We start from the raw sequence: 12,764 nt of genomic DNA, 5'->3' as shown, positions 1-12,764 counted from the left end.
TTGAAATAAAAAATGGTAGCGGGGGCTGGATTTGAACCAACGACCTTCGGGTTATGAGCCCGACGAGCTACCAGACTGCTCCACCCCGCATCAATCTAGGCTGACTATTATAGGGATAAACCTTATGACTGTCAAGCACTTAAATAATTAATTTAACGCTTAGTGTCTTAAATTCATTCCTAGTCTATCTAAATTTATGAATTAGATACTCAACACTATTTAGATATAGAAAACCAAAATACAAACCTATCATATCATCACTTTGCAAGATTAAATGATGGTGCGATTGGAGGGACTTGAACCCTCACAGCTTGCGCTACCACCCCCTCAAGATGGCGTGTCTACCAATTCCACCACAATCGCTTATTTGAATCTATGCTTATTCTAATCTATAGGTAGTCAGCGCGATACTTAACTTATTGAGGAGGCTTAAGTACGTGATTTAATCTAACTACTTATGACTAAATTAGGTTGCACATTCTACTCGTGTTTGGAAACTGGTGCAACCTATTTTAATACATAGAGTTGGTTTGACGAATAGAGTGACTGTCAATAAAACCAAAGATATCTTGTTTAATCGACTATTCATATTTCTTTAATACATGTTTTGTTTTTAAACACCGACTATATAAGGTATTTATATCATAAGATATCTAAGTCGCATCTTATAATCACACCTTGTATTTTAATCGACTTTAAGAAGCCGGCGTTTCAGTCGTTTGGGGGTCTGATACCGGCGTTTCAGCAGCTGGGGTTTGCGTGACAGGAACTTGGGTAGCTGCTGGAACATCCAACTGATATTGACCTTCAGCTTGTTTGCGTGCATGCACAGCCAGCGTCAAACTGGTACTAAAAAATATAACCGCCAAAATAGCCGTTGCACGGGTCAAGAAGTTTGCACTACCTGCTGCACCAAATACAGTACCCGCAGAACCTGCACCAAAAGACGCGCCAGCATCTGCGCCCTTGCCATGCTGAATTAGAATAAGTCCGATCATAGCAATAGCCACAATAATATGAATGGCTAGAATAATGTTAAACATGTGTTGCCTTACGTATACTTTAAAATTTATGAAAGTTTAGGGTGTATATAAAATCTAATGGATTATAAACCATTAAAACATTGAGCAATCTCAATAAAGCTATCTGGGTTAAGAGCAGCACCGCCGACCAGCACCCCATTAACGCTTTTAAGCTTAGCAAAGTCGCCTGCATTGTCAGGTTTTACACTGCCGCCATAAATGATAGGGGTATCGATCAAATCAGAGCCAAACGATTCCAAACGCTTACGAATGAAATCATGTACTTTTTCGACATCATCCACACTAGGCACTTTACCGGTGCCTATAGCCCACACAGGCTCATATGCCACAATAAACTTCTGACTCATGTACTGCTGTCTTGAGGACGGTTTTGAATCACTCTTATCAACTTCGTTCCTAGTGTCGTTTTTAGCGTCAATATTAGCGTCAACATTAAGTGCTTTTAAGAATTGCTCAACGACAACAAGCTGCTGTGCGATAACGTGCTCAGTATTACCAGACTCAAAATCGGCTTCTGATTCCCCAATACAAAGAATAGCGCCTAAGTCTTGAGCGGCGCAGTGCTGAAGCTTTTGTAGTAATATCTTATTATCTTCTTTATGATACTGACGGCGTTCAGAATGACCGATTATGGCCCACTGTACGCCCATATCTCTTAATTGAGCGGCAGACACATCTCCTGTATAGGCACCTGTTGACTCACAAAAGGTCGCAACGTCTTGGCTAGCTAATTTTATAGCTGCCTTATGCTGCTCAATATCATCACGGGTTTTGGAGATATGTAAAAAACTGGGTGCAACCATCACATGACACTTTAATGCCTTGCCTCTTTGAGAAAAGGTCGCCATTCGGCTTGCCAATCCACTAATTAAAGCCTCAACTTCGCTTTGCGACTTAGGATTTAATTTCCAGTTTCCAATAATCCAAGGCGTCATACCACCCTCTCAAATAAAATAAATGTATCGTAATCTGATTGAAACCAATGATGCTTAATTAGCTTTAATAAGCAGCCTATATAAGAATCTTGGTATAAACAGCTTAGATTAGTCGTCTAAATAACTAGTCGCCTAAATCATAAGTCGCCTAAATCATAAGCCGCTCAAATCATAGTCGTTTAAATAATAAGTAGCTTTGAATTATATCATAGTCTTAAACAACAGATTTAGACTTTATTAAGAGGTATCTATCAGCCGTAGTTATGCTTTAATCCAATGGCTTCAAAGGGAGTCGAACTAATTAAATATTTGGGGCGAATATCTTAGAATCTTTAATACTTGCTGGCTATTTTAATTATCGATTCTGTTATTAATAGGTTGTGACATCTGATGGCCGTAATCTCTACAGACTTTAATCTCTGCTGACTATATTGTCACTGCCTGTTCTAACCGTAAGCATTTTATCTTACAATGTACATAGTAAAAAAATGCAGAATTGCATATAAAGCTTTTGGACATGATGGCTTTAAATAACTATTCGTTTTAAATAACTATTATCTTTAGATAACTATTATCTTTAAATAACAATTAATATAGGTAAGCTTGTATGTCACAACCCTTTTTACATAATGCCATTGCTCGGCGACTTGTCAGCGCACGACTATTAAGCGTCGATAAAATGAGTGAAGCGGTGACACAAGCAGCAAAGCAAGATAAAAGCCTCGTGTCCTATATCAATGACAATAAACTTGTTCGCGCTGACAGATTAGCTTGGCATATTTCTAATGAGTTTGGTGATCCTTTATTTGATATTGATCAGATCAATATTGACACCATTCCCAAAGACATTATCAGTGAAAAACTGGTTCGAAACCACAATGCTTTACCTATATTTGTCAGAGGACAGCGGCTATACGTAGCGATGAGCGACCCTGCTCGTGTTGACGCTATCGATGCCATTCAGTTTAGTTCTCGTCTTACAGTGCAGACCGTCGTGGTAGAAGAAGCCAAGCTTCAACGCATTATTGATTCAGTCTATTCTGATTCAATGGATGTATTTAGCAGCTTTAGTGAAAGCGATCTGGCTGTTGATATTGAAGATATTAATACTCAAGATGATATAGAAGAAACCAGAGTAGCAGTAGCTGTTGAAGAAGCGCCTGTGGTTAAGTTTGTCAACAAGATGCTGGTAGATGCTATTCGTATGGGCGCCTCTGACTTACATTTTGAGCCTTATGAGAAGTTTTATCGGGTACGTTTTCGTATTGATGGTATTATGCATGAGATGTCTACGCCTCCTGTACAATTGGCAGCCAAAATTTCGGCCCGTCTAAAAGTCATGTCGAAGATGGATATCTCTGAGCGTCGTGTGCCCCAAGATGGTAGAATCAAGCTTAAGCTATCTAAGAATCGCGCCATAGACTTTCGCGTAAATTCGCTACCTACTTTATATGGTGAAAAGATAGTACTGCGTATCTTAGACCCCTCTTCTTCGATGATAGGTATTGACGCGCTTGGTTTTGATCCTACGCAAAAAGAGATGTTCTTGGATGCTCTAAATCGCCCACAAGGTATGATATTGATAACAGGACCTACAGGCTCGGGTAAAACGGTCTCTTTATATACAGGGCTGAGTATCTTAAACACGGTAGAATCCAATATATCGACGGTAGAAGACCCCGTTGAGATTAATTTGCCAGGGATAAATCAAGTCAATGTGAACAATAAAGTGGGCCTAACCTTTGCCTCTGCCCTAAAGTCATTTCTGCGTCAGGATCCAGATATTGTCATGGTCGGCGAGATTCGTGATCTAGAGACTGCTGATATCGCCATTAAAGCTGCGCAAACTGGGCATTTGGTACTGTCTACTTTACATACCAATTCAGCCGCTGAAACGCTTACTCGATTACATCATATGGGTGTGCCCTACTTTAATATTGCCACGTCTATTACTTTAGTTATGGCGCAGCGTTTGGCGCGCCGCTTATGCCCTCATTGCAAGCAGCCCTCCAAAATTCCAAAAGTTAGTTTAATAGAGATGGGGTTTAAAGAATCAGAGCTTAATAACCCTAAATATACTATTTATGAACCGGTAGGATGTAGTGAATGTCGAGAAGGCTATAAAGGCCGAGTTGGGGTTTATGAAGTGATGAAAGTGGATAACAGTATTTCCCAAATCATTATGCAAGGCGGAAATGCCATCGATATTAAAGCGGCTGCTTTAAAAAATGGCTTCAAAGACTTAAGACGGGCTGGCATAATGAAAGTATTAGAAGGTATCATTAGTATTCAAGAAATGTACCGCATTACTTCTGAATAATCGAACACATTTATAAACTGTTTAATTTTACGCTAAATTGCGGTTGAACAAAGGATATGACAAATGGCAAAAGCCGCGACAGAGATGCTGCTAGACTTTATCTACAATGGTACTAATAGCCGTGGGCACAAAGTTAGTGGCGAGCTGACCAGTAGAAATATGGAGCTTGCTAAAGCTCAATTGCGTAAGCAAGGCATCAACATAACCAGTATCAAAAAGAAGCCAAAACCAATTTTTGAAGTAAAAAGACGTATTAAGTCGCTTGATATTTCTATCTTTGTTCGCCAGCTTGCTACAATGATGAAAGCTGGGATACCTTTGGTTCAGTCATTCGAGATTGTGGCTGAGTCGGTTGATAATCCAAGTATGAAAGAAGTCATATTAGATATCAAAGCAGAAGTTGAATCCGGCACTACTTTCTCTGGCGCTTTGCGTAAGCATCCTAAGTATTTTGATAACTTATTTTGCTCTTTAGTTGAAGCAGGTGAGCGCTCAGGGTCACTTGAGACCATGCTGGATCGTGTGGCAACCTACAAAGAAAAAACAGAGCTGTTAAAGTCTAAAATCAAAAAAGCGGTTACCTATCCCATCGCGGTTATATTGGTTGCTTTCGTAGTAACTCTGATATTGTTAATATGGGTTATACCCAAATTTGAGGAATTATTTAATTCTGCTAATACTGAACTTCCAGCATTTACGCAAGCTGTGTTATCGTTATCGAGATGGGTGCAAGACTGGTGGTTTTGGTTATTGGCTTTTATTTTAGTTGCTATTGTGGCATTCATACAAGCCAGACGCCGTAATGAAAACTTCAGTCATACCTTGGACAAAATCACCTTAAAAATACCTATTTTAGGAAAGATTGCCTATCAGGCCATTGTCGCCCGTTTCTCACGAACCCTATCCACTACATTTGCTGCTGGTGTTCCGCTCATTGATGCCCTAGATGCTACAGCAAATGCCACTAATAATCATGTCTTTTATGAAGCGACGCAGGAAGTCAAAGACGATGTGTCTACAGGTCAGCAGTTGCACTTTGCGATGCGCGGCACTAATTTATTCCCAACGATGGCGCTACAAATGGTCAGCATTGGTGAAGAATCAGGCAGTTTAGATGAGATGTTAGATAAAGTTGCTTCTTATTATGAAAATGAAGTTGATAATGCGGTAGATAGCTTAACCAGTTTGTTAGAACCCTTTATCATCGTTGTTTTAGGAATAATAATAGGGAGCTTATTGGTGGCGATGTATATGCCTTTCTTCCAACTTGGCTCTGTTATTGGCTAATTATTTAAAACTTATTACGCGGTTATATAACGGGTCAGTTCTATCAAAGATTTAGTTTTTTAAAAGTTAGCTATATATCAGTTTGTGCTGTACTGATGGGCTTTTTATCGAATTCTAAGGCGATGCTATGCATTTTTGGCAATTACTTCAAGATAATATGGTCGCTGCTATCTGTTTCTTTGGTGCTTTAGGGCTGTGTATTGGTAGTTTCTTGAACGTTGTTATATATCGTATCCCCCTCACCATGATGCAGCAGTGGCGTGCAGGTTCGGTAGAATTACTAAGTAGCCAAGATGATATCCCCCAAACACTTGTAGAGCCTATTGCCCAAATTGTCAATCAAGACACCCTCATTACTCTCTCAGCTCCTGCCTCTCATTGCCCATATTGTCAATATAAAATCAAATGGTTTGAAAATATTCCTGTCATTAGTTGGGTGTTGTTACGGGGTAAATGCACAAGCTGCCACAACAACATTAGCCCGCGCTATCCGTTTATTGAAATAGTCACTGCCCTGTTATCTATCGCTGTGATTATCGCATTTGGGGTAACGCTCAGTGCTATTGCAGCCCTTGTATTGGTATGGATATTAATTGCGCTGGCGGGCATAGACTTTGACACCCAATTTTTGCCTGACAGGTTAACTTTTTTATTAATGGGGCTGGGTCTTGCTATAAATTCTCAAGGCTGGTTTGTCTCACCTACCCAGTCTATCTGGGGATTAATCTTAGGTTACCTATGCCTTTGGGTAGTGGTTAAAGTATTTTACTTATTCACCAAAAAACAAGGCATGGGCGAAGGCGACTTCAAGCTATTAGCAGCGCTTGGCGCTTGGCTTGGGCCAGCAATGTTACCTTTTATCATATTGCTATCTTCGCTACTCGGGTCTATTATTGGAGTCATATTAATGAAACAACGTGGTGAGAGCCGGCCCTTTGCGTTTGGTCCATTTATCGCAATAGCTGGTATCATCGCCTTGCTGTATGGCCAACCAATAATGCAGTGGTATTTGGGACAATACTAGGGTCTGTTCGGTTCAGGCAGACTATTGCTGCATTTCATAGTAAGCCCGTTTTAAGGTATTAACATGACACATCCTACTGCACAGTCACAACCCGCTTCGATGACCAATAACAACTCCAATAACAACTCCAATAATCCAAATAGCTCTAATAGCCGTGATAGCTTTAATAACCCTACTAGCCGTGATATACAAGATAACTATCTTGACACCATCGATGCTCCGCAGAAGTTTCAAAACTTTTATATCGATAAACCTATCATTGGCTTAACGGGTGGTATTGGTAGTGGAAAAACAGCAGTTTCAGATTGGTTTGCGTCTCAAGGTATCGATGTGGTTGACGCGGATGTTGTGGCTCATCAGATTATGCAAAAAGGCAGCCCTACCCTGCAAAAGCTGTCTGAAGCCTTAGGAGACTGGGTAGTTGATGAGACTGGAGAGATGGATCGATCAGCAATCCGTGAACATGTATTTTTGAATGACTCTGCTTTATTAACCTTAGAGTCCATTACCCACCCGGCGATTCGTAAAGAGATTAAAAGACAATTATCTGCCTCTACTTCTGACTATGTCATCTTGTCTGCCCCATTATTATTAGAAAGCTATGAAGCAGGGCTTGTCGCCTTATGCGATAGGGTACTGGTGGTCGATGTATCAGAAAAGACACAACTTGAACGTGCCAGCCGCCGTGACACTCAAAGTATTGAGAAGATAAAAGCCATTATGTCCAATCAATTGCCTCGCCAAGAGCGCCTTAGACATGCCGATGATGTGGTCACCAATGAAAACGACTTAGCTGCACTATATGAACAGTTAAAGCCGCTACATGAGAGCTATAAACATATCAAAAAAATAAAACCCTAAAACTCTATTCAACTAGACAGCTTTTAAATTAGAGAGTTTTTATAACAAAGAGCTATTAAACTAGATCTTTTGAGACTAAGCGTTAGTTGATAAGATTTAATAAGAGCTATTTGAATTAAGTGATGCTATTTATTAAGTGCGACTTTTTGAGCGTCGCGCTGACGACTGACTTCATAAAGTGCCATTCCTGTCGCCACACTCACATTAAGGCTTTGTAGCGAACCGTGTTTGTTACCTGACATGGGGATATATACCAGCTCATCGCAGCGCTCCGTTGTCAGTCGGCGCATCCCCTCGCCTTCTGAGCCCATGATAATAGCCACCTTTCCTGTTAAATCCACTTTTGCTAGTGGTTTAGCCGTGTCATCTAATGCCGTGCCATAAACAAACACACCCGCTTGCTTTAAGCTCTCGATACTGCGGGCCAAATTCGTCACAGCAATGACCGGCATGATCTCCATAGCACCGACGGAGACTTTAGCCACGGTTGGGGTCAAGCTTGCAGAATGGTGTTTGGGGCAAATAACAGCGTCAACACCCATTGCAGCGGCCGTTCGCAAGCAAGCGCCTAAATTGTGCGCATCCGTAATTTGATCTAAAACTAAAAACAAAGCGTTATCTGCTTTTGTCAAAGACGTAAGGTTACCTTCGTCTGCCATTGTCAGTGGGCGTGCGTGCAAAACAACCCCTTGATGCTGCGGGCTATGACATAAAGTGGTTAATTTATCACGGCTGGCTTCTTGAATGCTCACGCCCATTTGTTCAGCAAGTTGTAATATCTCATTATAAGTTGACTCGGTTTCGTTTTGAGAGTCACTATGACGCCCTTGCTGTACAAACAATGCTACGGCATCGGTAGGACGGTGAGATAACAATGCATGAACTGCGTGAATACCATAAAAATATATTGGCTTTGCCATAAAACACCTTATTTTTTGACTTTATTTGTCACTATAATACGCTGCTAAGTTGATTTGATAGCTTGCTTGTGGCTATCTTACTAGTGGCTATCTTAAAAAAATAACGCCCACATCGAAGTTGGGCGTTATCATTATACTAAATGTTATCGTTTTACTCGTCGCTATTACTCTGTTTAACGTTAACATTTGGTCGTAGATAGGGTTATTCATTTTTAGGTACTATCATTAGATCTTTAAACCCTAGATCGGACTTTTATCTAGTAACCTGTTATCTACTAGCCTTCTAAATGACAAATATATTGAACAATTTGATCTGTTTTTAGCGTAAAGCTACTGTCCCCTGCCACGACAAATGCTTGACCTGCACGATAATAGGTGAAGTCTTCTTCACCAGTAATTTTTACTTCACATTCCCCACTGGTAATCTCCATTCTTTCAGAGGTGTGGGTCGCAAATTCATACTCATAAACACTTTCGTCACACGGTAGGATAACGCCTAGCATCTTTTTACTACCATCTTCAAATAGTACAGTGTGGCTACTACAACGCCCATCATAAGAAATGGTGGCGTTTTTTACGACAGAAACTTGGTCATAAGTCGACGGCATGGGGGCTTCCTTAATTTTAATCTATACTTAATATTTATCGTGGGCCTAAATGAGATAAAAATAAGCCTAAAGGCCAATCATATTGGTACTATGATTTTGTTATTCAATCCTACCACAATATTACCTATAAGTTTGTGACAGCTGCTAATTTTTTAGCGTTTTTTTAAGTATAAATGTTAACTAATAATAAAACTTGTCACCATATTAGCGGCAGTATAAATAAAGGCAGGGAATCAATTAATTAGGGGTTGTATAGAATTGATTAATTAGGACTGCTGATAGCTAAAATTGTTCCAAACTAGGCGTAAACCGCTGATAATGTCTAGACCTTAGCTAGGTTTACAACAACGTTTGGGGCAATTTTAGCATCAGCCTTACAGGGCAGGGCTATTTATTGCCAATAAATTGTGAAATTATCTAACTTAGAACAACTAAGCTGCGAAAATTTCCCTGCATATTGACTAAAAATTAGCCACTGCCAGTTCCATGAATCAATTCTATACAGCCCCTAATACTATACTTTCCCTATAAAAATTATAACGTTACATTGTTATATAGTGAAGTATATAGTTAAGTACCTAGTTAAGTAACTAGCGACAGCATCCTTTATGCAAAACCTATAACCTACCCCCTAGTTATATTACAGCCTAGTATGTTATATGATCCTTTACCCCTAGTCATTTATATATAAACAGACAATGCCATACAACAAAGTCAAACGTCTATATATAATTGAGTATGCTAAAAAGGTCGCTCTTATTCATTATAAGGTATGTGGATAAGTCATAAACTCATACGTTGCTGCGTTTGCTTTTAGCCCTTCATAACGATACGATACCTTTATAATTTTAACCTATCTTTTGAACCGCTCTTAAATTAAACTTCTTAAATTAAACGTAAATATTTTGAGATTGCTAATGCTCACTTCGCTCACACTGCAAAATTTTGCGCTGATTAATCATCACGAATTTTCTCTAAACAGTGGTTTTAATGTCATCACTGGCGAAACAGGTGCTGGTAAATCTTTACTATTAGACGCCTTGTCCCTTTGTATAGGCGGCCGTGCAGATACCAGTATGGTCAGACATGGTAAAGACAATGCGGATATCTATGCTCAATTTGAGTTTGATATCGATACTAATATCCGCTCAAATATTGATAATATAGAGCAGCCTGCTATCGAACAAGACTCAGTGCAGGACGCGTCATTGAATACGAATGACAATAAAGATAGCCATTTTAACAATACGCTGACAGCCATTCAGCGCTGGTTTATAGACCATGAAAGAGAGTTTGATGGTGAGGTGATGATTCGCCGTCAATTGAGTAGTAATGGCCGCTCAAAAGCATGGTTAAATGGTTCGCCAGTTAGTATTAATGAGCTTAAAGAGCTGGGCACTATGCTTGTGAATATCCACAGCCAGCATGCACAGCAGGCATTATTAAAGCCACAGTTTGTTGTAGATTGGCTGGACAGTATTGCCGTATTAAAGCCGTTAGCCAAACAGACTGAACAGGCGTTTCGCAGCTACCAAAAGCTTAAACGCCAAGCCAATGAAATTGCTGAAAAAGAAGCGCACCGCAATGACCGCATTGAGCTTTTAAAAAGCCAATTGGCGGATATAGAGCCGCTACTTGCCGTTGACTATGAGCAAATTGAAGCTGAGCATGATGAGCTGTCTAACCTTGAAGCCTTGATGTTAGAGGCGAGTCAAGCCGTTCAACTATTGGATAATGAACTGGATGAGCCTGCCGCCATAGACCTATTAGGACGTGCCATTCGCTTGTGCGACAATCAGTCGGAGGTTAGCGCCACATTTAGTCAAGCTGGCGAGTCTCTGCATTTGGCTCAGCAGCACATTAGCGAAGCTTCTGCTTTATTGACTGATTATGCTGAGCAGCAGCTTCCTGACCCTGAACGTCTAGAAGAGCTCAACACGTTGATTAGTTTGGGCCATCGTCTGTCGCGTAAACACGGCCTACCTGCTACAAGTTTGGTACAAGAAGCTCGCGAATGGCAGGATGAATTAGAAACGCTGGTTAACCAGCCAACCTCTGAGATCATCGAAGCACAAATTAAAGACGCATGGGATGAGTATATCGATATCGCTAAGCAGCTAGGTGATGCCCGTCAACAAATCGCCCCTGCTATCAGCAGCAAACTTGTGGCTCAGCTTATTCCATTAGCGTTGCCAAACGCTCGATGCGAGTTTGTGTTCAAAGATAAAAAGGCCGAGCAGTATAATGCACAAGGCATACATGATATAGAGCTTATGTTTAGCGCCAATGTGGGTATGCCCATGCAGCCTTTGTATAAGATTGCCTCTGGCGGCGAATTATCACGTATGGCGCTGGTTATGCAGGTGCTCTTAGCTACCGACAGACAAGACAGCCCAGGCAGTAATGCAAAAGACACTGTAAAAGACGCTTACGTCAGCTCGAATAACAAGTCTGATAATAAGTCTCATAAAGCGGCAGATACTGTAGAAGCGGCGTCGCAGCCTATGTTGGTGTTTGATGAGGTAGATGTCGGCATTAGTGGCGGTACTGCTCAAGTTGTGGGTGAGCTACTGCGTAAGCTTGGCACACACCGTCAGTTGTTAGCCATTACGCACCAAGCGCAGGTTGCTGCACAAGCGCATCAGCATATTTTGGTACAAAAGCATCATGATACCGAAGAGGGTCAAACGACCAGTCAGATAGAGATCTTGGAGGGTGATGCCCAAGTTGATGAGTTGGCTCGAATGTCAGGCGGTGTCAATATCACTGACGTTACCCGGGAGCATGCCCGCAGTTTACTTGCCGATGTGACAAACTGACGTGTCAAACTAGCGCTAAAGTAGAGCTTTGATGCTCCTAAAAGTTCGTAAACGCTCATCAAAAGTTCCAAACGCTCGTAAATACTATTTTTTTGGTTATTACCCCCATATATTAGGATATAGATTTATTAGCGAGGGCGTGTCTTCATTTGGAACTTTAAGATTCATGGGCTAAAAGATGGCTATATTTTCGCCAAACTGTGTCTAATTTCTAGCTAATATATCTATATTATCGGCAAAATTATCCTTGTTTGACAAAAAGCTATCTCACCTTTAGCCATATAATCCAATTGAAGACACGCCCTAGCATAAACCCTTGATTAAGACGTTACTATCTATGACTACTGCAAATTTGACCCATCACTTTTTAATTGCCTCGCCGCAGATGCCTGATGAGCGCTTTGCGAATACGCTTATTTATATTTGTCGTCATGACAAATATGGCGTATTGGGGCTGGTGGTTAATCGCCCTATTGTAAGTACAAAAGTGGGCAAACTTCTCAAAGAGTTAAAACTCAACGTTACTAATGATGAGGTAATGCAAGACTTTCCGCTTGATGGCGGGCCTGTATTTCCTGAGGTTGGTTTTGTACTGCATACAGGACAACCCAATTGGGCGTCATCATTTGGGATTTCTGAGAACGTCTCGATTACCACCAGTAAGGACATCTTAGAGCGAATTGCCAGTGGCGAAGGTATTGAGCATTATCACTTATGCCTTGGCCACGCCAGTTGGCACAAAAACCAACTGGAAAAAGAGATAAATCAAGGCGATTGGTTGGTATGCCCTGCCGATTTGGAGTTATTATTTGAGACACCGTTTGAAGACCGCTGGCACGTTGCTGCTGAGAAAATAGGGGTTAACTTCCCCTTTTTAAGCGATGATATTGGCCACGCTTAATCGCTGCAGCTCATTATAATGTCATAACGATGTTATAAATTTCTAT

10 protein-coding genes and 2 tRNA genes are annotated in these 12,764 nt (G+C 40.8%); 6 read left to right on the top strand and 6 right to left on the bottom strand.

The features are described 5' to 3' along the window. Positions 1-13 precede the first annotated feature (13 nt). The 4 genes from AC21OH_RS11805 to tpiA form a co-directional block, all read right to left on the bottom strand. Positions 14-90: transfer RNA gene (locus AC21OH_RS11805), tRNA-Met, on the bottom strand. Positions 91-278: 188 nt separating this feature from the next. Then, a tRNA-Leu gene (locus tag AC21OH_RS11800) sits at positions 279-363 on the bottom strand. A 332-nt stretch (positions 364-695) separates the two neighbouring features. Next, entirely contained in the window at positions 696-1,043 is a 348-nt protein-coding gene (secG, locus tag AC21OH_RS11795) for a preprotein translocase subunit SecG (protein WP_486535134.1), read from the bottom strand. A gap of 62 nt (positions 1,044-1,105) precedes the next feature. Continuing rightward, positions 1,106-1,978 (bottom strand): triose-phosphate isomerase, encoded by an 873-nt coding sequence (gene tpiA / locus AC21OH_RS11790; RefSeq protein ID WP_487369778.1) that lies wholly within the window; start codon positions 1,976-1,978, stop codon positions 1,106-1,108. Positions 1,979-2,585: 607 nt separating this feature from the next. On the opposite strand from tpiA, the gene pilB reads away from it, so the two are divergent. The 4 genes from pilB (at position 2,586) to coaE (ending at position 7,470) form a co-directional block, all read left to right on the top strand. Beyond that, positions 2,586-4,298 carry a type IV-A pilus assembly ATPase PilB gene (pilB, locus tag AC21OH_RS11785; protein WP_486535136.1) on the top strand — a complete coding sequence of 571 codons (1,713 nt, stop codon included), beginning with the start codon at positions 2,586-2,588 and terminating at the stop codon, positions 4,296-4,298. 63 nt (positions 4,299-4,361) lie between these two features. Further along, complete coding sequence (locus tag AC21OH_RS11780; protein ID WP_487369779.1) at positions 4,362-5,585, top strand: type II secretion system F family protein; 1,224 nt, start codon at positions 4,362-4,364, stop codon at positions 5,583-5,585. A 127-nt stretch (positions 5,586-5,712) separates the two neighbouring features. Then, positions 5,713-6,609 (top strand): prepilin peptidase, encoded by an 897-nt coding sequence (locus tag AC21OH_RS11775; RefSeq protein WP_487369780.1) that lies wholly within the window; start codon positions 5,713-5,715, stop codon positions 6,607-6,609. A 210-nt stretch (positions 6,610-6,819) separates the two neighbouring features. Further along, positions 6,820-7,470 (top strand): dephospho-CoA kinase, encoded by a 651-nt coding sequence (gene coaE / locus AC21OH_RS11770; RefSeq protein ID WP_487369919.1) that lies wholly within the window; start codon positions 6,820-6,822, stop codon positions 7,468-7,470. 125 nt (positions 7,471-7,595) lie between these two features. Here coaE and rlmB read toward each other — a convergent pair whose 3' ends face one another. Then, the gene (rlmB, locus tag AC21OH_RS11765; protein ID WP_486535139.1) at positions 7,596-8,390 is read right to left on the bottom strand and encodes a 23S rRNA (guanosine(2251)-2'-O)-methyltransferase RlmB; all 795 of its coding nucleotides are present in this window, start codon (positions 8,388-8,390) and stop codon (positions 7,596-7,598) included. 275 nt (positions 8,391-8,665) lie between these two features. Beyond that, entirely contained in the window at positions 8,666-8,998 is a 333-nt protein-coding gene (locus AC21OH_RS11760) for a pyrimidine/purine nucleoside phosphorylase (protein WP_486535140.1), read from the bottom strand. A gap of 917 nt (positions 8,999-9,915) precedes the next feature. Here AC21OH_RS11760 and AC21OH_RS11755 point away from each other — a divergent pair. Together AC21OH_RS11755 and AC21OH_RS11750 are read left to right on the top strand one after the other, a co-directional pair. Then, positions 9,916-11,817, top strand: coding sequence for a DNA repair protein RecN (locus AC21OH_RS11755; RefSeq protein ID WP_487369781.1), 1,902 nt, complete (start codon positions 9,916-9,918; stop codon positions 11,815-11,817). A 337-nt stretch (positions 11,818-12,154) separates the two neighbouring features. Further along, the gene (locus tag AC21OH_RS11750; RefSeq protein ID WP_487369782.1) at positions 12,155-12,718 is read left to right on the top strand and encodes a YqgE/AlgH family protein; all 564 of its coding nucleotides are present in this window, start codon (positions 12,155-12,157) and stop codon (positions 12,716-12,718) included. The last annotated feature ends 46 nt before the right edge of the window (positions 12,719-12,764 follow it).

The organism is Psychrobacter sp. CX10, assembly GCF_057621575.2.
This window is presented reverse-complemented; position numbering and strand designations above follow the sequence as displayed.

Excerpts from the sequence above, each read along its gene's own strand:
- rlmB (WP_486535139.1), bottom strand. The coding sequence starts at position 8,390 with ATGGCAAAGCCAATATATTTTTATGGTATTCACGCAGTTCATGCATTG.
- pilB (WP_486535136.1), top strand. The coding sequence starts at position 2,586 with ATGTCACAACCCTTTTTACATAATGCCATTGCTCGGCGACTTGTCAGC.
- secG (WP_486535134.1), bottom strand. The coding sequence starts at position 1,043 with ATGTTTAACATTATTCTAGCCATTCATATTATTGTGGCTATTGCTATG.
- tpiA (WP_487369778.1), bottom strand. The coding sequence starts at position 1,978 with ATGACGCCTTGGATTATTGGAAACTGGAAATTAAATCCTAAGTCGCAA.
- AC21OH_RS11750 (WP_487369782.1), top strand. The coding sequence starts at position 12,155 with ATGACTACTGCAAATTTGACCCATCACTTTTTAATTGCCTCGCCGCAG.
- AC21OH_RS11775 (WP_487369780.1), top strand. The coding sequence starts at position 5,713 with ATGCATTTTTGGCAATTACTTCAAGATAATATGGTCGCTGCTATCTGT.
- AC21OH_RS11755 (WP_487369781.1), top strand. The coding sequence starts at position 9,916 with ATGCTCACTTCGCTCACACTGCAAAATTTTGCGCTGATTAATCATCAC.
- AC21OH_RS11760 (WP_486535140.1), bottom strand. The coding sequence starts at position 8,998 with ATGCCGTCGACTTATGACCAAGTTTCTGTCGTAAAAAACGCCACCATT.
- AC21OH_RS11780 (WP_487369779.1), top strand. The coding sequence starts at position 4,362 with ATGGCAAAAGCCGCGACAGAGATGCTGCTAGACTTTATCTACAATGGT.